We start from the raw sequence: 26,261 nt of genomic DNA, 5'->3' as shown, positions 1-26,261 counted from the left end.
AGATCCTTTTAGGTTTCGCTTTTGTGCTTGTCGGTTTAGTATAAGCCCTGATAAAGGCTTCCGGAACAAATCAATTACTGCGCAGTCTACCTGCCAGCTTACAACAAATTGGAGAAGTAAATGAGAAAAACCGCCATCGCAACAATGGTCCTTGCTGGTCTCGGTCTTAGTGCATGTCAGCCAGAGCAATCCAAGCCTGAAGAAGTAAAACTGGAAAGTACCGAGCAGCAACAGGCTTATGGTCTGGGTGTGTCTGTCGGTCAGTTTATTGATCAGAAGCTGGATTCCCAGGAACAGGTAGAAGTGGAACTCAAGCGCGATCTCGTCATCAAGGGCTTTGTCGATGCCCTGACTGCAGAGTCAAAAATGGATGAGGAGGAAATCAGAAAGGTATTGACCGCCCTGGACAGCCTGGTAAATGAAAAGCAAGCAGCATTAGCTGAGCAGCAGAGCGAAAAGAATCTGGCAGAAGGTCAGGCGTTTTTAGAGAAAAATGCCGCCCGTGAAGAAGTAACCGTTACTGAATCCGGTTTACAGTATGAAGTGCTGGAACAGGGTGAGGGCGAAAAGCCCAGTGCGGAAGACACGGTAAAAGTTCATTACCGGGGTACATTACTCGATGGCACTGAGTTCGACTCGTCTTATAAGCGTGATGAAGCAGCCGTGTTCCCTCTGAACAGAGTGATTTCGGGCTGGACTGAAGGCGTGCAATTGATGAGCGTAGGCTCAAAATACAAGTTTTTTGTTCCGTCGGACCTGGCTTATGGTGAGCGCTCGACAGGTAAAATTACACCCAATTCCACACTGATATTTGAAGTGGAATTGCTGGATATTGAAGACAACACCAAGTAGACAATAAAAAACCGGGCACTGTTTGTGCCCGGTCATTCTCTTATACCAGCTGTTTCCTTGCTGAACCTTGGGTCCGCTCATTACAATACCCGTTATACGGGTGAATATTTCCGGATTTAACCGGTTCTGAACACTGTAGATTTGATGACTATCTTTTCATACGTACTATGATAGTTGATTGCTTACGGGCCCGATAGACAAGGCCTGCAGCTCCGTTGAAAACGCACTTCGGGCCATTTCCCGAACTCTTGCGTCCACACTACTAAGTGTAGAAGCTCCCCAACTATTTGCGTTTCATTTTTGAAACATTTTTGTCATATATAAGGCTGTTATTTTTACCACTGGTTATGATGAAAAAAACGAACCTGATTACACGGCAAGGCTTTAATCAACTGAAACAGGAACTTGACTACCTGTGGCGGGAGAAACGGCCCGATATCACCAAAAAAGTGAGTTGGGCAGCCAGCCTGGGTGATCGCAGTGAAAACGCCGACTACCAGTACAATAAAAAGATGCTGCGGGAGATTGATCGCCGTGTTCGCTACCTGCGAAAGCGGCTGGAGTCTGTTCAGATTGTCGATTATTCAGAACAGCAAAAAGGCAGGGTGTTCTTTGGTGCCTGGGTCGAGATAGAAAATGATCAGGGCGAGACACTCACATTTCGCATTGTCGGACCAGACGAAATATATGATCGCAAAGACTACATATCCATTGATGCACCCATGGCCCGGGCCTTATTAAAAAAACAGCCCGACGAGGAAGTGTGGGTGAACACCCCCACCGGCAGAAAACAGTGGTTTATCAATCGGGTTGATTACGAACAGGAATAAAGCTGAGTACTAATTGGTCGGTTGCACTGTGTTCAGAAGCCTTTTTACCAGGCGAAGGTAGAAATTTAACGGCATAGCCCTTATAAAGGCTGCTTGCACTCTCTTATTCATTTACGCCATCAGGGCATACCATGATCATTGAAAAAATTGCCAGCGAACTCTCCGCTACTCCCCGACAGATCCAGGCCGCTGTCACTCTTCTGGATGACGGCGCTACCGTGCCCTTCATTGCCCGCTACCGTAAAGAGGCGACAGAAGGTCTTGACGACAGTCAGCTTCGCACGCTGGAACAAAGGCTTGGTTACTTGCGAGAACTGGAAGACAGACGTCTGGTTATCCTCAAGTCCATTCAGGACCAGGACAAGCTCAGTCCTGAACTGGAGCAGAAAATTCGCGCGGCGGATAATAAAACTGAACTGGAAGATCTTTATCTTCCCTTTAAGCCCAAGCGCCGCACCAAAGGACAAATTGCCATCGAGGCAGGCCTGGAGCCTCTCGCTGAGAGCCTTTTCCGGGATCCTGAGCAGGATCCACAAACTCTGGCTGCTGACTTTATTAACCCAGAAAAGGGTATAAGCGATAGTAAAGCTGCACTGGAGGGGGCTCGTTATATTCTTATTGAACGCTTCGCGGAAGATGCAGCATTGCTGCAAAAGATTCGACAGCACCTTACAAAGCAGGCCCATATACAAAGTACGCTGGTGGATGGGAAAGAAAAGGACGGTGCTAAGTACAAAGACTATTTCGCTCATAGCGAGGCGCTGCACAAAGTACCTTCTCATCGCGCTCTGGCAATGTTCAGGGGCCGTAATGAGGGTGTGCTGAGAGTCAATATGGTTGCCGATCCTGCCAATGAAGAAAATGACAGAAGCTCTTATTGTGAAGTCATTATTGCGAATCATCTGAATATCACAGATCAAAAACGGCCCGCAGATGACTGGCTTAAATCTGTTGTACAGTGGACCTGGCGGGTGAAAATTCAGTTGCATATGGAAACGGAACTCTTTGGTGCATTGCGCGAGCGGGCAGAAAAAGAAGCCATCAGCGTTTTTGCCAAAAACCTGCATGATTTGCTGATGGCCGCACCAGCCGGGGACAAAATCACTATGGGACTCGACCCGGCGCTGCGCACAGGGGTAAAAATTGCCATAGTTGATGCCACCGGAAAGGTACTCAACACCAGCACTATCTTCCCCCATGCCCCCCAAAACCAGTGGGACAAGGGGTTGAGAACGCTGATCAATCTGTGCCAGCAATATAAGGTCAATCTAATCAGCATTGGCAATGGCACTGGCTCGCGGGAAACGGACAAACTGGCCGCGGAAGTAGTCAAAGCGCTACCCGAAATGAAAATTAGCAAGATTATGGTCAGTGAAGCTGGGGCTTCTGTGTATTCGGCATCAGAAACCGCTTCGGCAGAATTACCAGGTATGGATGTGTCTCTGCGTGGTGCAGTTTCAATTGCCCGCCGGTTACAGGATCCGCTGGCAGAATTGGTAAAGATCGAGCCAAAAGCCATAGGTGTTGGCCAATACCAGCATGATGTCAGTCAGAGCCTGTTGGGCAAATCCCTCGATGCCGTGGTGGAAGATTGTGTTAATGCGGTAGGCGTAGATGTCAACACTGCGTCTTCGGCATTGCTCAGTTATGTCTCAGGATTGAATCGCACACTGGCGCAGAATATTGTCCAGCAGCGCGATACACAGGGGGCATTTGTAAACAGAAAACAGTTACTCAAGGTCGACCGCCTTGGCCCGAAAGCCTTTGAGCAGGCTGCCGGATTCTTGCGTATCCGCAATGGTGATAACCCACTGGATACCTCGGCTGTGCATCCCGAGGCCTACAAACTGGTTGAGAATATCTGCCAGCATCTCAACACAGAGATGGAGGCGCTTATCGGTAACAGCGAGGTAATACGCACACTCAAAGCCGCGGATTACGCTGATGATCAGTTTGGTATTCCTACGGTGACTGATATTCTGAGTGAGCTGGATAAACCAGGCCGGGATCCACGCCCTGAATTTAAGACCGCTACATTTAAAGACGGCGTAGAGACGATCAAGGATCTGAAGGTCGGGATGATTCTTGAGGGTGTGGTCAGTAATGTAGCCAACTTTGGTGCTTTTGTGGATGTGGGAGTTCATCAGGATGGACTGGTACATATTTCCGCGATGACTGATAAGTTTATCTCAGATCCCCGTGAAGTGGTAAAAGCCGGCGATATTGTCAAGGTGAAAGTCATGGAGGTGGATGCGGACCGTAAGCGCATTTCCTTTAGTATGCGTCTGAAAGACGAGCCTGGAAAAGCAGCTAAACCGCAGGAACAGCATAAGCAAGCAAGTCGTGGAAAACCCAACAAAAACCGGCAATCAACGCCACGTAATGCGCCTCCGGCAGCTAACAGCGCGATGGCCGAGGCCTTTGCCAAGGCAAAGAAATCCTGAAAATTGTTGGTATATAGGTAGAGGCCGGGGTATCAGGCGCTTTGTTGCAGGCCTGATTGCCTGGGCTGGTCGATCTGCTGGTAGAAGCTGGCGATACGCAGAGCTCTGGCATCTATCTCTAAATCTCTTCTGGCAGAGCGAAATTCACTGCTGTCTGACTCCAGCCCCGCCGCTTCTGCTACCGGATCGCCCTCTTTCAGTTTACGCGTAGGGGGGGATATATCACTTCCTGAGACGATATCATCAAGTTCCGGGGCCTGAGCCTGAGAACTCTCTTTCTCGCCGGCCAGGCTATCTACTCGCGCGCCTAATGCCTGAGCCCGCTCTTCGGCAATATCCTGCCGGGCTTCCGAAGACTTTTGCTGGGCTTCAGCAGCAACACGTAAATCCTGAGGTGAAGGCTCTGCCGGTGCCAGTGCAGCGGACCTGACCTGCTGCATCTTACGCAACGTTTCTTCGGGTTCTGCTTCTTTTGAAACATCAATGGAAACTTCACCACCGACAGCATAACGCTGACCATCGGGGCCCGTTTCAAACTCATAACTTGGCGAACCCGCATACTGCCCACCTACAGAGGCATGAGCCTGCTCATGGGTGCGAACCTCACGATCCCGTTCCTTGAGCTCCTTGACGTCTCTTTGTTCTGCAGCCTCTTGCTGTTGTTCCTGGCGACTTCTTGCGTCCTGCTTACCGGCACTGGGATCCTCACCATTATCTTTATTCAGGGCATTCTGACCCTGTTCGGCCATGCCGTATTTGTCATAAGTAATGGGTTGCGGAGCCTGACCAGGCTTCTTAATTCGATCGGATTCTGAACCTAAGCCGGACTGAGCCGCAGAATCTTCAGTATTGCTGACCTGTGGCACAGTTTCGCGCAGTACATTATCCCGCCGGGCTGCCTCGGTGTTCATATTCGAGGTATTCAGGGGATATGCTGTCATTGCCGGAGCAGTAATGTTCAACATGACTGATCAGGCCTTCTCATCAATTAGCGTACCTATGGTGTCCTTCACCACTTCAAGTACTTTAGTGCTGGCCTGAGCGTTGCGCAAATTAAGACTGAGGCCAACAAGATCCGACGTCATATTGTCTCCGCCCGAAGGCAGCATTTTACCGGCCATACCAAGCTGTTGCCTGGCAGCATCAGTTAACACGTCTTCAGGTGTACGCAGCTGAGCCTGCTGCTGTGCAAGACTGATCGAATGTTGTGTTATTCCATCCGATGCTTTTTGCACACCAAGCATGCCCGACATTAGTGCCGAATTGATATTACCGTCAAATTGTACAGACATAGTTCTACCTCACCTCATGGTTAATTATTAACCAAACGGAGGAAAATTGGAAGCTTAGATCGGCTGTTTCATGCACTGGCTAGCAGATATCAGTTTGTCAGATAGTCTCTGATTGCAGTCTCAAATTCATTTGCATGGGAAATAAAAGGAGCATGAGAGGCTCCGGGAAAGAGCATGGATACACTGGCGGGTTGCAGTCGCTCAACCTCTTCCGTCACCGCAACTGGCACCAGACTGTCCTTCTTACCGTATATTCGCAGAGTGGGGCACTGAATTGCCGGTAACTGTGAGCGAATGTCGGCTTGCCGGAGTATTTCCAGCCCCCCTGACAAGGCTGCAGCGGCAGCTGCCGGCCGCTCATCCAACAAAGACTTAAGAGCCAGAATATCAGCTTTTGCGCGAGGGCTACCCATTGCCTGAATAGCTAAGAAGCGATTCACCGTGGCATTCACGTCAGAATGTAACTGGCTGGCAAAGGCTTTCAGCACCTCAGGTTTAATACCTGGCCAGTTTATCTCTGCCTTAAATTTTGGCGTTGTAGCCACACAAATCAATCTTTGAACTCTGTCCGGGTATTCAATAGCCAGCTTTTGTGCCACCAGCCCACCCAACGACCAACCAATCAATACCGATGCTGACGGAAGTACTTCGCCAATCATGGTGGTAATCGCATCCAGATTATAGTTATCGGGAAGAATCTGGTTGTTCACACCAAAGCCGGGCAAATCTATCAGTGTGATCCGGTACTCATGGCTCAATCCCGCAACGAAATTCTTCCATACGGCGCTGTTTAGCCCCCAGCCATGCAAAAAGACCAGTTCCGGGCCGCTTCCCAGCTGCTCTGCAATCAATGGCAAAATAAACTATCCTCTATGATTAAAACCTTACCAGGCAAAGGAAATGCCTATATCCATAACAACCTTGCTCCGGGCTGCACTCAACTCGCAATCCTGCCTGCTTTGTTATCAGCACAGTCAGGATTTGTTGTGCCCCTGGTGTCAGAGTGATCTGAAGTTGTTCAATTTGCAGGCCTGTGCATATAACCTGTTACTTTGGCCAAAAATACGTCAGGGCCTGGGGGCAGCAAAATACCAGCGGTTGCTGGCGTGCGGAGAATACCAGTGGCCGCTGGATACGCTGATCAGAAGTCTGAAATTTTCCCGCAAGCCCCGCAATGCCAGAGCACTGGCGGATATATTCTATGATCATGTACTCACACAATACAGCCCCTGGCCGGAGGCAATTATTCCCGTCCCCCTGTCTTCTTCACGCTACAGAACCAGACACTACAACCAGGCGATGGAAATTGCTAAACGACTCAATCAGCGCAGTGGCTTGCCACTGGCCGAGGTATGTAAACGAAGTAAAGATACACAGCCACAGACAGAGCTTTCTGGCGCCCAGCGCCGTCGTAACCTCAAACAGGCTTTCACTCTGACCGGAAAGCTTGAGGTCAGACGGGTCGCGGTTGTGGATGATATCATCACCACCGGCACAACCATCAACAGCCTCTGTGACACGTTGTTACAGCACTACCCCGATTTGGAAATAGAGGTATGGACCATCGCCATCAGCCCTCTGCATCAATGAAGTCAGACAGATAAATGGCATTGCTGAGGATCCTGCTGGTGCCATACCAGTATCCCCGGAAGCTAAGATTGTCCGTCACTCCAATGACCTTACCCCGGCCCAGTTTATGGGCGACTATATTCGCCTTACCGGCCATATGCTCTATCATCTCTTCGCTGGCGTAACCTGCCTTAAGAGGCTTCGTTGTATAACGGGACACGGTCACGAAAGGCGCAGCGGGAACATGCATGGCCAAAGTACTGTTGCGCAGGAAGTGTAACGCGCGTTGTGAGTACCCAAAACCCAGAGGATGGGAGGGGTCTATCTCTGCGCTGAATACTGCGCCGGCAATGCGCTTTTTCGCCTCCAGAGCGTCTTTGTCTGCATAGCTCAGCTTAGTGGTATCAAAACCACTACTCAGCTCTTTTTGCGACATAAAGGTGGCTTTGAGCAAGTCATTCTCACTGGCCCATTTCGCTGCACGCTTCTGTGTTATTAGCACACCACCCTGTTCTACCCAATCCTGGATGGCCTTGACTTGTTTATCGGCGATACCGCTGAAATTCCCATCCGCCATAATGATATGACTGTAACCAGAGAGCGATACACTGCGCAGTCTGTCCATATCCAGAATGGTCAGTGGTAAACCAACACGCTGGTCAAAATAGTGCCAGATTTCACCCGCCTCGTACTGAGAACTCCCTGCGCCAGCAATCATCATTACTTTAGGCTGCTTAACTAATGCCATGGTCCGGCTACCCAGATCATTGCCCTGTGGCGTCAGGCCACTGGTGACAGACCATAATTTGATATGGTGCTGATTAGAATGCTGCCGGACAATATCCCGCCACCCTTCGGGCTGCTTAAGTGCAGCAGGGATCAGCACGGCTCCGGGTTCAAAACTGACTTTTCCCCGCGGCGTAATTGCTGTAAATGCCGTGGAAGCTATCTTGACCTGTGTATCATGCTCTAACAACGCCTGCAACAGAGCAGGTGCCTTAGAGTCCTGCCAGGAAAACGCATAAGCATAGGCATTCTCCGCAGGCTCAGCGAGTACCGGATCAAAGTCTGGCAAGCTGTCGGTTAACGGTAACTTACGCCAGAAACCGCGCTCAACTTCTTCGTATTCGATATTGAACGCCAGCGGCAGATTCCAGTTTGAAACATCATAAAAAGTATTGTCGTCAAAACTGGTTCGGGTGGAGAAAATGGATTTGATCAGCCGGTATTGAGGCTGATTAAGGGGTACAAACACCGAATCTTCAGGGGCAAAACGCTGACCATTACGTTCTATCGATTTGCTCAACCCCTTTACCTGTATCTGGTGTTGGCGGAGTATTTCCAGCAGCGCCTTAAATCGGCTCTTGTCACGAGCTTCGGTCAGCAAATAACCAGACAGATCATCGTTTTTTGCCAGTTGCAGTGCTTCATCGGTAAAACTCTGCAAATGCTCCGACAAAGAGGCCTTATTGGCCAGAGCCCCGGCGAAAGTCGACAATGATGTGGTGATCTGATTCTGAATGGTTTGCGGGAAACTCAGTTCACCATGCACAGATTCCTGCAGATGCCCCCGACTGCTGGCCTGCTCAAATAAAATACCGACACTGCCATGGGCATCGGGATAGGTTGACCCTTTGCCGTAGTAAAAGTCATCGAACCCCTCCTGAGTGAAATAGAGCTGTTGGGTATCATCCAGTGCCTTAGCATGATATTCACCCATGGCTTCAGTCAGACTGACATTGTTGTCGGGGGTCCAGGGATTCTTCCGCGATGGCACCCCAGGCTGAAAAAAGTAGGTGCTGTTGGTACCCATTTCATGGAAATCTGTCACCACATGAGGCCGCCAGTTGTGATATTGCTTCAGTCTGGCCCGGGATTCAGGATGAGTCAGCAACAACCAATCGCGGTTCAGATCGAACCAGTAATGATTAGTGCGACCACTGGGCCAGTGCTGCCAATGTTCCCTGTGATTGGCATCAGCAACCATGTTTTCACCCTTGTGCATGTTCGCCCACTGGGCAAAGCGGGACAAGCCGTCAGGATTAAGCGCCGGTTCCATTAGAATTACCGCCTCATCAAGAAGTTTATCCACTTCCGGGCCCTGAGCTGCAGCCAGGTAGTAAGCAATTAATAGGGCAGCGTTGGCACCGGAAGGTTCATCACCATGCACGCTGTAACCCATCCACAGTACCAGCGGCAGATCGCTATTGTTCTGACCTTCGAGACTTTGCAAATGTTGCTGACGGATATCATCGATTTGCTGTTGGTTTTTCTTTGAGCTGAATGTCAGCAGTAATAACGGCCGCTGCTCATGAGAACGTCCCATTTCCTCAATACTCACACGGGGGGAGCTTTGCGCCAGAGCCCGCATATAGCTGACTAACTGATCATGACGAACATGCCAGGTACCAACAGGATACCCCAACACAGACTCTGGTTTCGGCACGGCCTGATCATAACTTACCGTGTCCGGCAAATAATCCAGATCGCTCTCAACCTGAGCGTGCACATTGCTGATACCGCTCAGCACTACTGCCATCAACGCAATTTGTAACCAACGTCCCATTTAAGCCTCTAGGTTTCGTTCAATCTATACTACCAAGCTATCAGCTAGTTTTGTTCAGTTCCAGTGAGACCACAGCAAAAGCCGGCGACTTGGTCTCATTATTCTGTAACCTGAAGCACTAACGGTACAACTTATCCGATACTTGAGTGTTTTACTCAAGTAATCTTTGATATCATAATGCCATTACATCTCATTCTGGAGGTAGCATTATGATTCAGATATCTGAACCGGCACAGGCCCATTTTTGTAAATTACTAAGCAAGCAGGATCCTGGCACCAATATCCGCGTGTTTGTGGTCAACCCCGGAACACCCAGCGCCGAATGTGGTGTGTCTTATTGTCCCGGCGATGCGGTGGAAGAAAGCGATACCCGCCTGTCTTTTGATGGTTTTGATGCGGTAGTAGATCAGGACAGCGCGCCTTTTCTGGAAGAAGCAGAAATTGACTTTGTAACTGATCAGATGGGCTCACAACTTACCCTTAAAGCCCCGAATGCCAAAGTGCGCAAAGTGGACGATGACGCGCCACTGATGGAACGCCTCAACTATATGATAGACGCGGAAATTAATCCCCAGCTCGCCAGCCATGGCGGTAAGATTATGCTGATGGAAATCACGCCGGCAGGAAAAGCCGTATTGCAGTTCGGCGGCGGCTGTAACGGCTGTTCAATGGTAGATGTGACACTCAAAGAAGGTGTCGAGAAACAGATGCTGGCACAGTTTCCCGAACTGACGGGTGTGGTGGATGCCACGGAGCATGAGGCAGGCGAACATTCTTACTACTAAAACGTCCTGGCAGCAGGCTATAACAGCGCCTGCTGTCTGAATAAGCGTAAGTAGAGCCATCCCAGACTCACCCCTCGTGCAAGCAGAAAGCCAAGAAATGCCAACCACAAGGCGTGATTTCCAAGAGCAGAAGTCAGCCACCAAAGAGGGAAAAACACAGCCAGCGTACAAAACAGCATGCTATTTCGCATCGCTTTCCCCCGGGTCAGACCGATAAATACGCCATCCATCAGGAAGCACCAATGTGCCAGCAAAGGCATTACCCAGATGTAAGGCAAAAACGCTGTTGCCAGTTGCCTTAATGGCGCCAGGTCTGTAAGCAGAGCAATAATTACCGAGTCGAACAGAATAAAAAACAGACTGTACACTACTGCCAGCAACGCTGACCAGAACAGGCCCACCCGCACCCGGTCGTGCAGTTGCTGTCTCGCCCCGGCCCCTTTGCTCTCGCCCACCAATGCCTCTACCCCGTAAGCAATGCCGTCCAGTCCCAGCGCGGTAATAACAAAAAACTGCATTAGCAACGCGTTTACTGCAACGATATCCTCACCCAGTCTGGCGCCCTGAAAGGTCAGAAAGGCGATGGTGACTTGCAACGCCAGATTTCGCAGGAAAATATCCCTGTTCAAATCCAGCACCTGCCGATAGATTTGTAGCCTGAACCATTCGAATCTTGGGCCGCGCCAACCAGTATTGCGCATTACAACATAGAATGACGCAATGAAGATTGCATACTCAGCCACAACAGTAGCCGCGGCGACCCCCTCAACCCCCCAGCCAAGGCCTATTGCCAGGAAAAGGCTCAGTATTGCATTGAGCAAATTACCCAGTATCTGGATCAGCATAACTAATCTGGTATGTTGTTGACCTACCAGCCAGCCCACCAGCATTAAATTTGCCAGAGCTGCCGGCGCTCCCCATACGCGAATACCGATATAGGCGCCGATAACTTCATTGACCCTGATGCTGGCCTCAGCGAAGTAACCCGCAATCTGGATCAACACGCCCTGAAACAGGATCATCAATACACCAATCAGAACGGCTGGCATAAGTAATTGATAGAAAACCCTGGAACCTGCTGTTGTATCACGCTCTCCTCTCGCCTGAGCGCTGAGGCCGGTTGCTGACATCCTCAAAAAACCGCAAACCCAGTAGATCTGAGTAATGACCATCGTGGCCACGGCGGTACCGGCAAGAAAGAATGTTCCATCAAGGTGGCCGATGATGGCGGTATCCACCATGCCCAGCAATGGGTTGGTAATATTACTCAGAATCATCGGCAGGGCGATATACAGCAAACGGTGATGTTCAGCTTTGCTACTGAGCAGAAATACAAAAGGGTTGCGCCGGTTCACAGACAAAGTAAGCTCTTGGGGTAAACGCATTGATATACAGGTGATGATCTAATGTCGACACGTAAAATGCCAGCCCTTCTGGCAATGTTGCTGGTTATACTGTTTTCAGCCCCCGGTATGACCACGCCTCATAACAAGCACGCCAGCATACTGCAATATCACCATGTCAGTGAGCAGACGCCTGCTATTACCTCAGTGACACCTGAACAATTCGCTACGCATATGCAATATGTCGCTAATAACCATACTGTTGTGCCTTTGCCTGATCTGATAGCCAGCCTCAGGGGAAATGAGGCTCTGCCTGAAAACGCGGTGGCCATCACTTTCGATGATGGCTATCAGAACATATTGGAGAACGCGCACCCTATTCTGAAGCGGTATGGCTTTAACTACACCATTTTTATCAATCCGGCGTTGATCGGGAAAGAAGCCCATCAGTTAACCTGGGAAGAAGTGCGGCAGATGAAAAATGAGGGTGTTTGGTTTGCCAATCATACGGACGATCATGCTCACCTGCTCGATCGCAAAGGAAAAAATAGTAAGCAATGGCTGGCGGATCTGAAACAGGATATTCAAAAGGCAGAGGAGAAGCTCGAACAGAAGCTGGGATACAGCCTTAAATATCTCGCTTACCCCTTTGGCGAGTACAACAGCGCTGTTCAGACGCTGCTGGAAGACATGGGCTATGTGGGATTTGCACAACAATCCGGTGCGGTAGCCCCATACAGTGACTTCACAGCCTTGCCCCGCTACCCTGCTGCAGGTTTATACGCGAACCTGAAAACCCTTAAGGTCAAACTCAACAGTCTGGCCATGCCCGTACTTTCCCAGCCAACAGACCCTGAACTTGAGTACAGCGATAGAACCCCACAATGGACTATTCGTATAGATTTAGACGATATCCGCCCGGCACAGGTTGCGTGTTACTTTAAAGGCCAGCCGATGGATCCGGAATGGGTAGAGCCAGACAGGTTTCAGTTGGCAATCAGTGAGCCGCTAGACCCCGGCCGCAGCAGAGTTAACTGCACAGCCCCCAGCAAGCAAAATCCAAAACGCTATTACTGGCATTCACAGCCATTTTTTGTCGCGACAAAAGAAGGTAAGTGGCTCGACTAAATATAGTGTGAGCCTTTAATTGATGATAAATGGCATATCTTTAAGGATATGCTGTGGATTCACCACCGCCATCTCACCCGGCATCAGAGTCGGGGTAAAGCGTCCTATCACCTGTGCTTGTGGATTAATGATCACAACAGACGCACTGTGATCCACCAGATAGTCAGGGTTATCGGTACTATCAGACATGGCGTACATCATGCCCAGAGCACGCACAAATGGAAAAAGCTCGGTGTGCTCTGCGGTCGCGGCCAGAAACTCCGGGTTGAAAAAGCTAATATACTCTTTTAGCCGCTCCGGAGTATCCCGTTTAGGGTCGACCGAAAGCAACATTACCTGAATGGGGTAATCGCTGTCTAATTGTTGTAGTTGAGGATAAATGCTTTTCAGTTCAGCAAGGGTAGTAGGACAAATATCCGGGCAATAGGTGTACCCGGTGAATACCAGTGTCCAGTGGCCTTCAAAAGTCTCCCGACCAAAAGGCTCACCATTGTGGTTCACTAAGGTGAAGTCTGGCAGAGCCCGGGGCTGTGGATAAAGTTTGGCGTGCTCAGCAGACTGTGGCGGAGCGAGATTGACTGACAGATAAATTCCCCCTGCCAAAGCAACAATCAGAGCTACAGCAATAAGCAGTTTCTGTTTCATAAATTAATCTTAAAGTAATGATCCACGAGCAATACAAGAAACAGTACCATCAGGTGCACGATGGAAAACCTGAAAGTCTGCATGGCAGTGTCTTCATCGGCATTAAATTTAAGCTTTAGTGCGTAATAGAGAAAACCCACATTCAGTAAACTGGAACCGGCAAAATAGATAATTCCTGTCATCCCTACCAGGTAGGGCATTAAACAGACAATTGCCAGCAGTATGGTATACAGCAAGACTGAGGTTTTAGTGAACTCAACGCCATGGGTCACCGGTAACATAGGAATTTTTGCGCGCGCATAATCCTTTTCTCTGTGTATTGCCAGAGCCCAGAAATGCGGCGGGGTCCATATAAAAACAATCAACACCAGTAATAATGCATACGGGTGGACTTCACCGGTAATCGCTGTCCAGCCAAGTAAAGGAGGAGCTGCACCTGCAAGGCCACCAATCACTATATTCTGCGGCGTGGCGCGTTTAAGATACATGGTATATATCATGGCGTAACCCACCAGGCTCGCCAGGGTCAACAACGCGGTTAAACGATTGACCCATAAATCCAGTACCAGATACCCTGCAAATGCCATTAACGTAGCAAATATTAACGCCCTTCTGGGGCTGACTTTGCCTTTAGGTACTGGCCGATTGAAGGTTCTTGCCATCTGAGCATCAATGCGTCTGTCCATTACATGGTTAATCACAGCAGCGGCGGCAGATAAGGCACCTATACCGAACAACCCTGCTACCAGTGGTTGCAGGGGCAACCAACCTGATGTGGACAGACACATTCCAACCAAAGCGGTGAGCAACAACAACAGCACCACATTGGGTTTAGTCATTTCATAATAGTCCCGCCATGATGCGCGGGAATGAGATTGATGAGGCTGTGTCGCGGTGACTGATTTAGCCATTGTGCCTCCTAAGTTTTTCTGTACAGACTGTAATTGAGCATGACCAACACCAGTAACAAACTGGCCCCTACTATATTGTGTGCCACTGCCACCCACAAGGGCAGACTAAAGACAACATTACTGATTCCTAACGCCACCTGCAGACCTAATACCAGCACCAGAGTGATTGACAACTGTTTAAACAAAGAGGATGAAGCACGAGCATAAAGCTTTATTGCCAACCAGCACAGATAAATAAAGGTGATAAGTGCCCCGAAACGGTGTACCACATGCATTGTCATACGCTCCGCATAACTGTGTGTACCGAACTCATAGTCATGGGCTTCACCAATCGAGAAGGCACCGGCAAAATCCAGTTTTTCCATCCAGCCAGCCTCACAAACCGGCAATTGTGTACAGGCAAGAGCAGCATAATTCGCCGACACCCACCCGCCAAATGCTATCTGAGCAAATACTATCAACATACCCAGGACGCCATAACGGGCAAGAGGGCGTAATCCGGCGTCACCTCCAGGTATTCGATAATTAGTCAGGCGTAAATACAGCAGAAACAGGCAGGATAAGACCGTAAAGCCGCCCAGCAAGTGACCCATAACCACTATAGGCTGAAGTTTCATGGTCACAGTCCACATCCCTAACACCCCCTGAAAAACCACCAGGCACAACAGCACCAACGGCAATTTCAGCGGTCTGTTAGGTTGCCGGTTAAACAAACTGAGCAGGGCAATAACCAGAATAAACAGTCCCAGCGCTCCGGCAAAATAGCGGTGAATCATTTCATTCCAGGCTTTGTGTGCCTCGAAGGGGCGCTCGGGAAACGCCTGAACCGCCTGCTCTATATGCGCTTCCTGTTTGGGTACCGACAAAAAGCCGTAACAACCGGGCCAGTCAGGGCAGCCCAGACCTGCGTCGGTAAGGCGCGTATAAGCACCCAGAGCAACAACTAAAACAGCAAGGATAAGCGAAGCCAGCACCAGTTTTTTCATCTATCTTCCCCTAGCCTATGCGCGACAATTTCAGTAGTTTGAGTAAGTCAGACAGTATATCGCGGCTGTCCAACACCGCCTGTTCTCTTTCGGATGCCACAGGGTAATGCAAAATGACATTGTTCAGGGTATCCACCAGAAAAATACCGTCACCGGCGTGGCCTTCAAAAACCTGTTCGATCTTTTCTGCAGAGGTGGTCACCAGTCTGATAGTGGGATACCCGGCCAGCTCGTTACGCTGGCTTTCTGCACCCTGAACGGTTGCAACGACTACTGCTTCTGCCCTGTCCTGTTTGCGTCCCAACGCCTTCCACACCTGACTGATACTATACAGGGCGTTATCGCACGTAGCATCACAATGCTCCGGCAGACGATAAAGGATGCGCCACTTTGCCTGACTGTCTATGCCGGAGAGGTCTCGTACCGGATTCAGCAATTCACCATGATTAGTGGCGCCCTTATTAAACCAGTCGAATTCCAAAGCCAGCTTGGCTAAAATCACCGGCACAATAAACGCCAGCAGCACCAACATTAACGTCTTCTTACTGGACTTAAGCTTCATCCACTTTTCCCTTCTTCTTTTTATAAAGAGCTACCACAAATATAACCATACAGGCCAAAGCCAGCCCAAACCATTGTACAGCATAGCCATAATGTTTTTGCGCAGGCATCACCACAGGTTTCCAGTTATTACTATACCCGAACGCGCTGGTATCACTTACCTGCAAAGCAAAGGGCAGCAGTGACACAGAGAGCATGCTTTCCAGTTTTTCAAGATCAGGCTGCTGAATGCGCCGGGGCCATTGCCGGTTTAACGTTTCATTCTCCCGAATCATCGGATTCGACTGTGGCTGGGTTACAACCCCCTGTAGCGTCAGCAGGCCGTCAGGTAACTCAACATCTGGCAAGGCGCTTCGATACTTAGGGGCAGGGGTCCAGCCCAAATTAACCAACAAATTACCTTCGGATGTCATTAATACTGCCAACACTTCGTAGCCCACTTGTCCCTCATAGATACGATTATCCCACAACAAGGGTCTTTCCTGGTCAAGACGACCAGTTACCTGCAACGGAAAATCCCGAATATCGCTGTCCAGACGAAGAAGTTCACTCAAGGAACTGTATCTCTGCTGCTGACGATGTTCTATTTGTTTTGCTCGCTGTTGCTTTTGCTCAGCTCTATCCAATTGCCAAAACCCCAACCAGGTCATGACACCCACAGCAATTAGTGTCAATATGGTGGCAATTACAGGGAGTTGACTGAGTCGATTTAGCACAATAGGAGAAGAGACTTGTTAGTAAAAATTATTGTTGTCTGTATGTTGGCTTTTATGGTCTTTAACCTTTTCCGGGCTATGAAAATCATGCTTAGTAGTGACCCTGACCAACAACAATCTATGACCAAATTTATTGGTCGTCGCGTATTAACTTCGGCACTGATTATGTTATTGCTATTGCTCGCTCTGGCAATGGGCTGGATTACTCCGAATCCCCGCCCTTATTAAAAGCAAGGCTCCCGCTTACAGGAGCCTTATCAGCTTAGATAATATATACAAATACAAACAGAATTACCCACACCACATCAACAAAGTGCCAGTACCAACTGGTAGCCTGGAAGGCAAACTGGTTTTCTTTGTCAAAATGCCCCTTGAGTACCCTGAAAAACATGATGATTAGCATCAGTGTACCCAGTGTGACATGTAAGCCATGAAAGCCGGTGAGCATAAAGAACGTATTGCCATATACACCGGAAGTCAGCATCAGCCCCAAATCACGGTATGCATGAACGTACTCTTCTACCTGAAGAAACAGGAAGATCAGACCAAGAACAATGGTAATCCCCAGAAACAGCTTCAGACGAGCGCGCTTTCCTTCTTCAAGCGCAACATGTGCAAAATGTGCGGTTACCGAAGAAATCAGCAGTATTGCAGTATTGACCAAAGGTAATCCCATCCATCCCATAGCCTGGGTGGTGGTTCCGCCTGGCGTTTGCGTGAGCGGCCACATGGCCTCGAAACCGGGCCAAAGTACTTCATTGGTCATCGCATTATTCGACTCTCCCGCCAACCACGGCACAGCAATCATGCGCGTATAAAACAGTGCCCCGAAGAAAGCAGCAAAGAACATTATCTCAGAGAAAATAAACCAACTCATTCCCTGACGATATGAGCGGCCCAACTGTGCGCTATATTTACCGGCCATGGACTCTTCAATCTGATCCCGGAACCAGCCTATCAGCATCACCAGCAAAACTACCAAACCCGCGGTGAGTATCCAGCCACCATAACCCTCTTTACCCTTTGTGGATTCAACCACAAAGTTACCGGCACCGACGGCAATCAGAAACAGCGCAACTGCGCCTACAATAGGCCAGACGCTCTGCTCCGGTACATAATATTTTTCGTATTGTTGCTCTGACATGTCGCTCTCCATTTAGCCGCGGTTCATTGCCACAGAAGATGTCCCTGTCACGTCATACAACGTATAGGACAGAGTAAAAACCTTAATATCCTCAGGTAACTGAGGATCCACATAAAACTGCATTGGCATCAGGGCTTCTTCCCCGGCCTGCAGTGGCTGTTGTTCAAAACAGAAGCACTCCGTTTTGTTCAGGTATAACGCTGCGGTACCAGGCGACACCGACGGAATCGCCTGGCCCACAATGTCTTTTGCCGTAGGGTTTTTGACATAAAACTCCACGGTGTTGAGTTCACCGGGATGAACCGTAATACGCTTGGTGCGGGCTTCAAAATCCCACACCATACCGGATTGATTGCGGGTAATAAATTCCACCGTAATCTCACGGCTGGTATCCACATCCGTATTGACATCGTATGTGGCCGCATAAGGGTTGGTCTTCCCGTTGATGCCTGTGATATCACAAAACACATCATACAAAGGCACCAGCGCAAAGCCGAAGCCGAACATGCCGATGACAATTGCCACCAGCTTGATCACCATTCGATTATTATTGCTCTGCGACGGCTGTGTCATTGGTCTACTTCACCTCAGGAGGCGTTTCGAAGGTATGGTAAGGCGCCGGTGACGGCACTTCCCATTCCAGCCCTTCGGCACCGTCCCAAACCTGAGCAGTAGCGGGCTCCCCGATCTTGCGGCTGGCTTTGATCACCAGAGCCAGGAAAATCAACTGAGACAGACCGAAGGCAAAACCACCGATACTGATCCATTTGTTGAAATCCGCAAACTGCAAGGCGTAATCCGGAATACGACGAGGCATACCGGCCAGCCCGACAAAGTGCATCGGGAAGAACAGCAGGTTAACGGATATCATAGAGCACCAGAAATGCCATTTTGCCAGGGTCACGTCATACATCTTGCCACACCATTTAGGCAGCCAGTAATACACCGCCGCCATAATAGAGAAGACCGCACCGGTTACCAGTACATAGTGGAAGTGCGCCACAACAAAATAGGTATCGTGATACTGGAAATCCACCGGCGTAATCGCCAGCATCAGTCCTGAAAAGCCACCGATCGTAAAGAGTACGATGAAAGCCAGGGCAAACATCATCGGCATTTCGTAGCTGATCGAGCCTCGCCACATTGTCGCCACCCAGTTAAATACTTTGACCCCGGTAGGCACCGAGATAAGCATGGTAGCAAACATAAAGAACATTTCAGCAAACAGCGGCATACCGGTGGTAAACATATGGTGAGCCCACACGATAAAGGACAACAGTGCTATCGATGCCGTGGCATAGACCATGGATGAATAACCAAACAGTCTTTTACGTGAAAAGGTCGGCACAATATGAGAGATAATGCCGAAAGCCGGCAAAATCATTATATATACCTCAGGGTGACCGAAGAACCAGAAAATATGCTGGAACATTACCGGATCACCACCACCAGCAGCGTCAAAGAAACTGGTACCAAAATACTTGTCGGTCAGTACCATCGTAACTGCGCCAGCAAGAACCGGCATGACCGCTATCAGCAAGAAGGCGGTAATCAGCCAGGTCCACACAAACATGGGCATTTTCATCCAGGTCATACCTGGTGCACGCATATTGAAGATCGTTACGATAACGTTGATCGCACCCATGATCGACGATATGCCCATGATATGGACTGAAAACACAAACAGTGCGGTACTGTCATTGCTGAATGTAGTTGAAAGCGGCGCGTAGAAGGTCCAACCAAAATTCGGACCACCACCTTCAAGGAATAGCGAAGAAAGCAAAATCAGGAATGCGCCGGGCAGAATCCAGAAGCTCCAGTTGTTCATTCGCGGCAATGCCATATCTGGCGCACCGATCATCAGCGGCACCATCCAGTTTGCCAGACCCGTGAAGGCTGGCATAACCGCACCGAATACCATGATCAGACCATGGACTGTGGTCATCTGATTGAAAAAATTGGGCTCAACAATCTGCAAACCCGGCTGAAACAGCTCTGCACGGATCACCATTGCCATGGCACCGCCCACCAGGAACATGATAAAAGCGAACCACAGATATAAGGTACCGATGTCTTTGTGGTTTGTCGTTAGCAGCCAACGCATAATTCCCGCTGGCTTGTGGTCATGATGCTCATCATGATGAAGATCGTCTGCAACACTACTCATCATAATCCTCCTAGTTGCCAGTGATTAATGCGTTAACGTCTTTTGCCTGCACCGTTTCTCCGGTGTCATTACCCCAGGCATTACGTTCATAAGTGATAACAGCCGCCAGCTCTTTCAGACTCAGCTGCTTTGCAAAAGCCTGCATTGCCGTGCCGGGCACGCCGTTGACAACTACATCGATATGCTTGGGCATATCGTTCAGTGCCACATCGCTGCCTTTAAGAGCTGGGAATACCCCAGGAAGCCCTTCGCCATTAGGCATATGGCAAGCTGCACAGGCAGACTGATAAACCTGTTTACCTACATCCATCAGCTCTTCCATTTCCATATTCATGGCCAACATTTTCTGCTCTTTCTCTTTAGCTTTAAGTTGCTTCTGCTCCTGCTCGGCAATCCAGCGTTCATATTCAGCCGGCTCTTTGGCAATCACAACAACGGGCATAAAGCCGTGGTCTTTACCACACAACTCGGCACACTGGCCACGATAGAGTCCGGGTTCATTAACCTTGGTCCAGGCTTCATTAATAAAGCCCGGGTTGGCATCTTTCTTAATCGCAAAGTCAGGTACCCACCAGGAGTGAATAACGTCATCAGAGGTGATCAGGAAACGGACTTTCTGGCCAGTGGGAATAACCAGTGGTCTGTCTACCTCAAGCAGATAATTTTCACCCTTATCGAATTTATTGGTGATTTGCTCCTGTTGGGTAGCCAGCAAGGAAAAGTAATCCACTTCATGATCCATGTATTTGTAATGCCACTTCCATTGGGAGCCAGTGACCAGGATCGTCACATCTGCTTCAGTAGTGTCTTCCATGGCAATCAGTGTTTTAGCCGCAGGTACCGCCATGCCGACAAGAATCAGGAATGGCACAATGGTCCATGCCACCTCAACTTTCACACTCTCATGAAAGTTCGCGGGCTTGGCCCCTTTCGACTTACGGTGAAAAATCATCGCATATAGCATGGCGCCAAACACCAGTACACCGATAACCACACAGATGTAAAAAATCGTCATATGCAGGCCATAAACCTGCTCGCTAATGTCCGTCACCCCTTTACGAAGGTTTATATCGGAACGTTCAGCGACAGCGACACTGCTTGCTAAAGTCGCACAGATCGCGGTCAAGACACCTTTGCCCACGTGACGTCTCCTCTGTCAGAAATGAACTCAGCCCAACGCAACGTCGTACGGCTGCATCGGGCAGTGACACACATCAAATATAAAAATGATGTCATGCCATTGTTATAAGATTGTTGCAACGTATAAGAATTACTCAACCAGGGGGGTCGAGTCCAGCATTTTCTGCACTTGGGTCAATCAACCGCTCAACATTTAGGCGATAAAGATGTGTTAGCCCGAAAGGGCTAACTTATTAATTTGATTAGTATTTGAGAGTGGAAGAAAAAGGAAAGCGGTTTTTGCAGGAAAACCGAACCTCAGTTGGCTGATAAGCAGAAATTTTGCTTAGAGCCAGTCCGCGTTGCGAATAATTCCCACCCCAATACCTTCAATACTAAAAGGCTGCGAAGCGAGGTCCACTTTGATCGGTGCAAAATCCTGATTTTCTGCATGCAACAGAATTTCACTTCTTCCACGCCGCTCCAGGCGTTTAACGGTCACCTCATCATCCACTCTGGCAACCACTACCTGCCCGTTGTGCACGTCCAGAGTCCTGTGCACTGCCAACAAATCACCATCGAGAATGCCGATATCTTTCATACTCATGCCTTGTACCCGCAACAAGTAGTCTGCCCTGGGCTTAAACAAGTCCGGCGCGACCTGATAGTGTGACTCTATATTTTCCTGTGCAAGAATCGGCTCACCAGCGGCAACCCTGCCGATCAGGGGTAATCCTTCCTCCACTACCGGCTCTTCAAGAGGCATATTCAGACGAATCCCTCTGGATGTACCCGGCAATATTTCTATCACGCCTTTTCGGGCCAGGGCCTTCAGGTGCTCCTCCGCTGCATTGGCAGAACGAAACCCCAGTGTTCTGGCGATTTCTGCCCGTGTGGGCGGCATCCCGGTTTGCACCATGGTATCTTTAATAAGTTGGAGAACTTCTTCTTGTCTGGGTGTTAAAGCGCGCATAAGCCTGTTTTTCCATACAGTTTAACTGTCAGTATATCCAGTTATTTTAATGGTGCAAGTCTGAACCTCAACAAAACACCTCCTCGGGTACCCTGAGACAAGTTTTCCTCCTCGTGCTATGCTTTCGCCAAATTTATGCCGATTAATTTTCCCAGAGGAATTGCCCTGATGCACTGGTTGCAAAGGTTACTGTTGGCCATAATCAGCCTGCCCACCAGATTGCTGGTAACGACGAAAGTGATCCCCGCGAACCTCTTTGAAGAGCTGGGTATAGATAAAGCCAAGCCCATCATTTATCTGTTGCATACTCATTCGGCGACCGATTTGGTCGCATTGCAAAAAGCGACCAGACAATCCGGGCTTTCGGATCCACTGCAGGAAGTTAAGCTTGCCGGCGCAGTGATCCCGGCATGCCTCTATCTGGAGCAGCCTCAGGGACTCGTCAGTCGCCAGGTGCGCAGTACAGATGTGCATCAGCAGTTTGTGCGGATACTGGAGTTACAACAGACGCATCCGGAACTGGACGTACAGATTCTTCCCGTATCCGTGTTCTGGGGCCGGGCCCCGGAGAAATCCAACCCAGGATGGTCAGATTTACTTGCTGACAGAGCCTCGCCAAGCTGGTTAAGGAAGCTGTTTATTGTTTTGTTTCTCGGCCGGGATAATTTTGTCAGTTTCAGCCGGGCAGTCTCCTCACAAAGAGTAGTGCAAGAGACCGGCGGGCCCTCTTCCGTGGCTCATAAGCTTATCCGTGTTGCCAGGACTCACTTTCACCGCAAAATTCAGTCAATGACTGGTCCCACAAGCATTGACAAACATCAGTTGCGAAATGCGGTTCTGGGTAGCAAGGCTGTCAAACAGGCCATTATTGAAGAGCAACACAGTAAAAAACTGTCTCCACAACAAGCCAGAGACCGTGCAGCAAGCTACTTAAAAGAAATCGCAGCCGATTATCGTGAAGGCATTATTCGCTTTGGTGACCGACTGCTGACAAGAGTCTGGAACAAAATCTACAACGGAATCGAAGTCAGTCATGCGGCCAGGGTTCGTGAACTGGCACAAAAGGGCCATGAGATCATTTACGTGCCTTGTCATCGAAGCCATATGGATTACCTGCTGCTAACCTATGTTATTTATCATGAAGGATTAGCCACGCCGCATATTGCTGCCGGCATAAACCTTAATTTCTGGCCCGTCGGTGGTATCTTCAGACGAGGCGGAGCCTTCTTTCTGCGGCGCAGTTTTGCTGGCAATAAACTCTACACTTCGGTATTCAGAGAATACCTTGAGCTGCTCTTTGAACGTGGCTACCCGGTAAAGTATTACCCGGAGGGCGGGAGAAGTCGCACTGGGAGGCTGCTGCCTCCGAAAACCGGCATGCTGGCGATGACCCTTCAGGCCATGCTCAAAGGTGTCAAACGTCCTGTGAGCATTGTGCCAGTGTATCTGGGCTACGAAAATGTTATGGAACTGGGTAGCTATCTGAATGAACTCAAGGGCAAGAAAAAGAAAAAAGAATCGTTTCTGCAGGTCTTCTCTGCAATCAAAAAGTTAAAAAACTATGGTCATGGCTTTCTCAGTTTTGGCGAGCCTATATCCCTGAATCAGTATCTGGACCGGCAGGTGCCAAAGTGGCGCGAAGATATGCAGGAAGTCCAGGATAAAAAACCGTCCTGGCTGACGCCAACAGTGAATCATCTCGCGAATCAGGTAATGTGTCGGATTAACCAGGCAGCATCGGTCAGCGGGATGTCTCTGGTATCGTTGAGCCTTTTAGCCAGTAAAAACCATACAGCCTCTGAGTCAGAACTGACCACCAACCTGGATCATTTGTTGCAGCTCTTGCGCGAGGCTCCCTATAGTGAACTCTGTGTAATTCCAAAGATCAGCGGCGCTGAAATGTTGAACAATACCCTGGCGCTGAATAAGCTTCAGGTGCAACAAGACAGCTTCGGACGCATTATTTCACTGGATGAACGCGCGGCGGTCACCCAGACTTACTATCGGAACAATATTTTGCATCTGTTTGCTCTGCCGGGTTTGCTCGCATCCTGTATAGCCGGTAAGGGCGCCGAAAAAAAGCAGGTGCTTGCCACCGTCGCCAGGCTCTATCCATTGCTGAGCAAAGAGTTGTTTATCTATATGTCTGCGGAGCAGGCTGAAGAACATACAGAAGTACTGATCGCAACCATGAAAAACCTGGGGCTTATTCGCCAGCAGGGTCGGAAAATGATGGCCACTGAGCATACCGGAAGTGGCTTTGGTACTCTGGCTATACTTAATCGCACCGTGCAACCTACGCTGCAACGGTATGCCATGGTGTTGACCGTACTTGAACGCGAGAAAGCATTAAGTCGTTCGGAGCTGGAAAAACAAAGTCGTCAGTTAGCAGAGCATTTATGCACGATTACCGGCATCGATGCGCCGGAGTTTTACGACAAAAACCTGTTCTCTGCTTTCATCCAGTCACTTAAAGATAACAAGCTGGTAGATGCCAGCACAGAAGGCGCTTTGCAGTATTCAGAGCAAAGTGCTGACCTGCAGGCGCTGATTATGTACCGGATATCACCGGACGTAGCTCAAAAACTCACGCATTTATGATCCACCTTGCAGTATCGGATGAAAGCCAGAATGATTGAGCAGATTACTTTAGATTAAAAACTCAGTGAGCCAATCAGCCCCAGTGTCAGCAGCAGGCCAAAATAGTGGTTATTTAAAAAGGCCCGAAAACATTTTTCCCGATCCCGGTCGGCGATCAAATATTGTTGATAGCCCACCAGCATTGCGCAACCAGCACAGGCAAGATAATAAGCGGCTCCCAGGCTCAGCAGCATACCCAGCCATACCAGCAAAGACACACTAAGCATCTGCATCAATGCGATAATTAGCCTGTCATAACGACCAAACAATATTGCTGTGGATTTCACTCCAATCAACAGATCATCTTCCCTGTCCACCATCGCGTACTGGGTGTCATAGGCAACAATCCATAATAGATTGGCCAGGTACAATATCCAGCTCCACCAGGGTAATCCTTCGCTTGTTGCCATAAAGGCCATAGGAATCGCCCAGCTGAAAGCTGCTCCCAATACCACCTGAGGTAAATGGGTATAACGCTTCATAAAGGGATAACAGGCAGCCAGAAACAACGCACCAACAGAAAGCAGAATGGTCTGCCAGTTAAGCAGTAATACCAGCGCAAAGGACAACGCAATCAGAACAAAGAACAGAATCAGGGCCTGGCGTGACATCACTTCTCCGGCAACAATGGGCCGCTGAGCCGTGCGTCTGACCTGGCCGTCAATGTGGCGATCTGCGTAATCATTAATGACGCACCCCGCAGCACGCATCAGAAACACTCCTGCGGTAAAAATGATCAGCAACGACCAGTGGGGCGTGCCCATTTCTGCCAGCCACAAGGCCCAGTAGGTAGGCCACAGTAATAAATAAATACCTATCGGTTTGTCGACACGCATCAGGCGGATATAACCACTGAACCGACTCATCTCAGATAGTCCTTCCCATCAGTTTATAAGCCGGACATTGGGGCAGAAAGACCTCGGCTACCATCAGTCGCCACTGCTGAAACAAAAACACTGACCGCCTGCCCCACAGAGTCTGACTTCCAGCAAGTCTCAGTTGTTGCTGGAGCTTGTTCCTGGGTTGAATACAGGTAAGCTGAAAAGGCTGCCGTATAAAGCGTGGGTCATTAAAAAGCAGTCGTCCAAGAGGCTTATCACCCAATGCCGATAACTCGCCACCACCGGTTTCACATAACGCGCTGGGCAGCAAAGAACGAGCAAACACCCAGGGGGTTTGCTCAGCGCACAATAATACTTCTCTGACGACATAGGGTGTGTCATGCCCCATCAGTTCCTGTTCATTATCCAGTAATGGGGCAGGCTGCTGGCCTAACACGCGAACACGAAAATCGCGGCAATGTGCTTGTAGTCGTTCTGTCAACGAACCAGTGTCCAGCAACCAGTTCTTCAGATGGAAATCAGGCACCGGGCAGTCCTGTGGCTGAAACCACTGTGTGCTCAAAGTTAATGGAAATGCCGTTGTTAAATTCAACAAATTGCTAATCGGGTCGATAAGGGAGTCAGCATGATACCTTTGCGCCTGCTTAGCGGCAAATACCAGGGATCACCTATGTTTTTGCGACAGTTTCTGGTTCGACACCGGCAATTGCTGATACCATGAACACACAGCATTAAACGGATAAAATTA

Annotated in this window: 25 protein-coding genes; 8 read left to right on the top strand and 17 right to left on the bottom strand. The window is 49.4% G+C overall.

The window, feature by feature from the left end:
- Positions 1-120 precede the first annotated feature (120 nt).
- From fkpA to CDA54_RS16550, 3 genes are all read left to right on the top strand, one after another.
- A complete protein-coding gene (gene fkpA / locus CDA54_RS16560) occupies positions 121-852 on the top strand; it encodes an FKBP-type peptidyl-prolyl cis-trans isomerase (protein ID WP_099036153.1) in 732 nt (243 codons plus the stop codon).
- 347 nt (positions 853-1,199) lie between these two features.
- A complete protein-coding gene (greB, locus tag CDA54_RS16555) occupies positions 1,200-1,682 on the top strand; it encodes a transcription elongation factor GreB (protein ID WP_218962423.1) in 483 nt (160 codons plus the stop codon).
- Between the two features lie 131 nt (positions 1,683-1,813).
- Positions 1,814-4,126 (top strand): Tex family protein, encoded by a 2,313-nt coding sequence (locus CDA54_RS16550; protein ID WP_099036152.1) that lies wholly within the window; start codon positions 1,814-1,816, stop codon positions 4,124-4,126.
- Positions 4,127-4,158: 32 nt separating this feature from the next.
- On the opposite strand, the gene CDA54_RS16545 is transcribed toward CDA54_RS16550, so the two are convergent.
- From CDA54_RS16545 to bioH, 3 genes are all read right to left on the bottom strand, one after another.
- Positions 4,159-5,091 carry a putative metalloprotease CJM1_0395 family protein gene (locus CDA54_RS16545; RefSeq protein ID WP_229748198.1) on the bottom strand — a complete coding sequence of 311 codons (933 nt, stop codon included), beginning with the start codon at positions 5,089-5,091 and terminating at the stop codon, positions 4,159-4,161.
- 6 nt (positions 5,092-5,097) lie between these two features.
- Complete coding sequence (locus CDA54_RS16540) at positions 5,098-5,418, bottom strand: hypothetical protein (RefSeq protein ID WP_099036151.1); 321 nt, start codon at positions 5,416-5,418, stop codon at positions 5,098-5,100.
- A gap of 89 nt (positions 5,419-5,507) precedes the next feature.
- Positions 5,508-6,275 (bottom strand): pimeloyl-ACP methyl ester esterase BioH, encoded by a 768-nt coding sequence (gene bioH / locus CDA54_RS16535; RefSeq protein ID WP_099036150.1) that lies wholly within the window; start codon positions 6,273-6,275, stop codon positions 5,508-5,510.
- A 43-nt stretch (positions 6,276-6,318) separates the two neighbouring features.
- Here bioH and CDA54_RS16530 point away from each other — a divergent pair, with 43 nt between their 5' ends.
- Positions 6,319-7,008: a ComF family protein gene (locus CDA54_RS16530; protein WP_099036149.1), complete on the top strand. Its 690-nt coding sequence runs from the start codon at positions 6,319-6,321 to the stop codon at positions 7,006-7,008.
- Here the strand turns inward: CDA54_RS16530 and CDA54_RS16525 are convergent.
- Entirely contained in the window at positions 6,989-9,553 is a 2,565-nt protein-coding gene (locus tag CDA54_RS16525; RefSeq protein WP_229748199.1) for a M14 family metallopeptidase, read from the bottom strand. The genes CDA54_RS16530 and CDA54_RS16525 overlap by 20 nt on opposite strands.
- A gap of 209 nt (positions 9,554-9,762) precedes the next feature.
- On the opposite strand from CDA54_RS16525, the gene nfuA reads away from it, so the two are divergent.
- On the top strand, positions 9,763-10,338 hold the full coding sequence (nfuA, locus tag CDA54_RS16520) for a Fe-S biogenesis protein NfuA (RefSeq protein ID WP_099036147.1): 576 nt from the start codon (positions 9,763-9,765) through the stop codon (positions 10,336-10,338).
- Positions 10,339-10,355: 17 nt separating this feature from the next.
- On the opposite strand, the gene CDA54_RS16515 is transcribed toward nfuA, so the two are convergent.
- The gene (locus tag CDA54_RS16515; RefSeq protein WP_308427858.1) at positions 10,356-11,723 is read right to left on the bottom strand and encodes an MATE family efflux transporter; all 1,368 of its coding nucleotides are present in this window, start codon (positions 11,721-11,723) and stop codon (positions 10,356-10,358) included.
- Positions 11,724-11,744: 21 nt separating this feature from the next.
- Here CDA54_RS16515 and CDA54_RS16510 point away from each other — a divergent pair, with 21 nt between their 5' ends.
- On the top strand, positions 11,745-12,809 hold the full coding sequence (locus tag CDA54_RS16510) for a polysaccharide deacetylase family protein (RefSeq protein ID WP_099036146.1): 1,065 nt from the start codon (positions 11,745-11,747) through the stop codon (positions 12,807-12,809).
- A gap of 15 nt (positions 12,810-12,824) precedes the next feature.
- On the opposite strand, the gene CDA54_RS16505 is transcribed toward CDA54_RS16510, so the two are convergent.
- The 5 genes from CDA54_RS16505 to CDA54_RS16485 are packed head-to-tail and all read right to left on the bottom strand — an operon-like array spanning position 12,825 to position 16,571.
- Positions 12,825-13,454 (bottom strand): SCO family protein, encoded by a 630-nt coding sequence (locus CDA54_RS16505; RefSeq protein WP_099036145.1) that lies wholly within the window; start codon positions 13,452-13,454, stop codon positions 12,825-12,827.
- Positions 13,451-14,365 carry a heme o synthase gene (gene cyoE, locus CDA54_RS16500; protein WP_099036144.1) on the bottom strand — a complete coding sequence of 305 codons (915 nt, stop codon included), beginning with the start codon at positions 14,363-14,365 and terminating at the stop codon, positions 13,451-13,453. The genes CDA54_RS16505 and cyoE overlap by 4 nt, the downstream gene beginning before the upstream one ends.
- Before the next feature lie 8 nt (positions 14,366-14,373).
- Positions 14,374-15,351, bottom strand: coding sequence for a COX15/CtaA family protein (locus CDA54_RS16495; RefSeq protein WP_099036143.1), 978 nt, complete (start codon positions 15,349-15,351; stop codon positions 14,374-14,376).
- Between the two features lie 10 nt (positions 15,352-15,361).
- Complete coding sequence (locus CDA54_RS16490; protein ID WP_099036142.1) at positions 15,362-15,913, bottom strand: hypothetical protein; 552 nt, start codon at positions 15,911-15,913, stop codon at positions 15,362-15,364.
- Positions 15,903-16,571, bottom strand: coding sequence for an SURF1 family protein (locus CDA54_RS16485; RefSeq protein WP_268235343.1), 669 nt, complete (start codon positions 16,569-16,571; stop codon positions 15,903-15,905). The genes CDA54_RS16490 and CDA54_RS16485 overlap by 11 nt, the downstream gene beginning before the upstream one ends.
- A 72-nt stretch (positions 16,572-16,643) precedes the next feature.
- Between CDA54_RS16485 and CDA54_RS16480 the strand changes: the two genes are divergently transcribed.
- On the top strand, positions 16,644-16,856 hold the full coding sequence (locus CDA54_RS16480) for a DUF2909 domain-containing protein (protein ID WP_099036140.1): 213 nt from the start codon (positions 16,644-16,646) through the stop codon (positions 16,854-16,856).
- 34 nt (positions 16,857-16,890) lie between these two features.
- Here the strand turns inward: CDA54_RS16480 and CDA54_RS16475 are convergent, their stop codons facing one another.
- The 5 genes from CDA54_RS16475 to lexA all read right to left on the bottom strand — a co-directional run bounded on the left by CDA54_RS16475 (position 16,891) and on the right by lexA (position 22,031).
- On the bottom strand, positions 16,891-17,772 hold the full coding sequence (locus CDA54_RS16475; protein ID WP_099036180.1) for a cytochrome c oxidase subunit 3: 882 nt from the start codon (positions 17,770-17,772) through the stop codon (positions 16,891-16,893).
- A 12-nt stretch (positions 17,773-17,784) separates the two neighbouring features.
- Positions 17,785-18,345 (bottom strand): cytochrome c oxidase assembly protein, encoded by a 561-nt coding sequence (locus CDA54_RS16470; protein ID WP_099036139.1) that lies wholly within the window; start codon positions 18,343-18,345, stop codon positions 17,785-17,787.
- A gap of 4 nt (positions 18,346-18,349) precedes the next feature.
- The gene (gene ctaD / locus CDA54_RS16465) at positions 18,350-19,939 is read right to left on the bottom strand and encodes a cytochrome c oxidase subunit I (protein WP_099036138.1); all 1,590 of its coding nucleotides are present in this window, start codon (positions 19,937-19,939) and stop codon (positions 18,350-18,352) included.
- A 10-nt stretch (positions 19,940-19,949) separates the two neighbouring features.
- Entirely contained in the window at positions 19,950-21,056 is a 1,107-nt protein-coding gene (coxB, locus tag CDA54_RS16460; RefSeq protein WP_373286112.1) for a cytochrome c oxidase subunit II, read from the bottom strand.
- A 348-nt stretch (positions 21,057-21,404) separates the two neighbouring features.
- On the bottom strand, positions 21,405-22,031 hold the full coding sequence (gene lexA, locus CDA54_RS16455) for a transcriptional repressor LexA (RefSeq protein WP_099036136.1): 627 nt from the start codon (positions 22,029-22,031) through the stop codon (positions 21,405-21,407).
- Between the two features lie 168 nt (positions 22,032-22,199).
- Between lexA and plsB the strand changes: the two genes are divergently transcribed.
- Entirely contained in the window at positions 22,200-24,632 is a 2,433-nt protein-coding gene (gene plsB, locus CDA54_RS16450) for a glycerol-3-phosphate 1-O-acyltransferase PlsB (protein ID WP_099036135.1), read from the top strand.
- A 53-nt stretch (positions 24,633-24,685) separates the two neighbouring features.
- Here the strand turns inward: plsB and ubiA are convergent, their stop codons facing one another.
- Together ubiA and CDA54_RS16440 are read right to left on the bottom strand one after the other, a co-directional pair.
- Positions 24,686-25,537 carry a 4-hydroxybenzoate octaprenyltransferase gene (gene ubiA / locus CDA54_RS16445; protein ID WP_099036134.1) on the bottom strand — a complete coding sequence of 284 codons (852 nt, stop codon included), beginning with the start codon at positions 25,535-25,537 and terminating at the stop codon, positions 24,686-24,688.
- Between the two features lies 1 nt (position 25,538).
- The gene (locus CDA54_RS16440; protein WP_280523531.1) at positions 25,539-26,075 is read right to left on the bottom strand and encodes a chorismate--pyruvate lyase family protein; all 537 of its coding nucleotides are present in this window, start codon (positions 26,073-26,075) and stop codon (positions 25,539-25,541) included.
- Between the last annotated feature and the right edge of the window lie 186 nt (positions 26,076-26,261).

It is taken from the genome of Lacimicrobium alkaliphilum (assembly GCF_002591895.1).
Taxonomy (GTDB): domain Bacteria; phylum Pseudomonadota; class Gammaproteobacteria; order Enterobacterales; family Alteromonadaceae; genus Lacimicrobium; species Lacimicrobium alkaliphilum.
Note: the sequence above shows the minus strand (reverse complement) of the source record. Positions and strands in the feature narration are given on the sequence as shown.

Excerpts from the sequence above, each read along its gene's own strand:
- CDA54_RS16515 (WP_308427858.1), bottom strand. The coding sequence starts at position 11,723 with ATGCGTTTACCCCAAGAGCTTACTTTGTCTGTGAACCGGCGCAACCCT.
- plsB (WP_099036135.1), top strand. The coding sequence starts at position 22,200 with ATGCACTGGTTGCAAAGGTTACTGTTGGCCATAATCAGCCTGCCCACC.
- greB (WP_218962423.1), top strand. The coding sequence starts at position 1,200 with ATGATGAAAAAAACGAACCTGATTACACGGCAAGGCTTTAATCAACTG.
- CDA54_RS16525 (WP_229748199.1), bottom strand. The coding sequence starts at position 9,553 with ATGGGACGTTGGTTACAAATTGCGTTGATGGCAGTAGTGCTGAGCGGT.
- CDA54_RS16490 (WP_099036142.1), bottom strand. The coding sequence starts at position 15,913 with ATGAAGCTTAAGTCCAGTAAGAAGACGTTAATGTTGGTGCTGCTGGCG.
- nfuA (WP_099036147.1), top strand. The coding sequence starts at position 9,763 with ATGATTCAGATATCTGAACCGGCACAGGCCCATTTTTGTAAATTACTA.
- CDA54_RS16550 (WP_099036152.1), top strand. The coding sequence starts at position 1,814 with ATGATCATTGAAAAAATTGCCAGCGAACTCTCCGCTACTCCCCGACAG.
- CDA54_RS16505 (WP_099036145.1), bottom strand. The coding sequence starts at position 13,454 with ATGAAACAGAAACTGCTTATTGCTGTAGCTCTGATTGTTGCTTTGGCA.
- ctaD (WP_099036138.1), bottom strand. The coding sequence starts at position 19,939 with ATGAGTAGTGTTGCAGACGATCTTCATCATGATGAGCATCATGACCAC.
- ubiA (WP_099036134.1), bottom strand. The coding sequence starts at position 25,537 with ATGAGTCGGTTCAGTGGTTATATCCGCCTGATGCGTGTCGACAAACCG.
- fkpA (WP_099036153.1), top strand. The coding sequence starts at position 121 with ATGAGAAAAACCGCCATCGCAACAATGGTCCTTGCTGGTCTCGGTCTT.
- CDA54_RS16510 (WP_099036146.1), top strand. The coding sequence starts at position 11,745 with ATGTCGACACGTAAAATGCCAGCCCTTCTGGCAATGTTGCTGGTTATA.
- CDA54_RS16475 (WP_099036180.1), bottom strand. The coding sequence starts at position 17,772 with ATGTCAGAGCAACAATACGAAAAATATTATGTACCGGAGCAGAGCGTC.
- CDA54_RS16495 (WP_099036143.1), bottom strand. The coding sequence starts at position 15,351 with ATGAAAAAACTGGTGCTGGCTTCGCTTATCCTTGCTGTTTTAGTTGTT.
- lexA (WP_099036136.1), bottom strand. The coding sequence starts at position 22,031 with ATGCGCGCTTTAACACCCAGACAAGAAGAAGTTCTCCAACTTATTAAA.
- CDA54_RS16545 (WP_229748198.1), bottom strand. The coding sequence starts at position 5,091 with ATGTTGAACATTACTGCTCCGGCAATGACAGCATATCCCCTGAATACC.
- CDA54_RS16470 (WP_099036139.1), bottom strand. The coding sequence starts at position 18,345 with ATGACACAGCCGTCGCAGAGCAATAATAATCGAATGGTGATCAAGCTG.
- CDA54_RS16540 (WP_099036151.1), bottom strand. The coding sequence starts at position 5,418 with ATGTCTGTACAATTTGACGGTAATATCAATTCGGCACTAATGTCGGGC.
- CDA54_RS16530 (WP_099036149.1), top strand. The coding sequence starts at position 6,319 with ATGCCTATATCCATAACAACCTTGCTCCGGGCTGCACTCAACTCGCAA.
- cyoE (WP_099036144.1), bottom strand. The coding sequence starts at position 14,365 with ATGGCTAAATCAGTCACCGCGACACAGCCTCATCAATCTCATTCCCGC.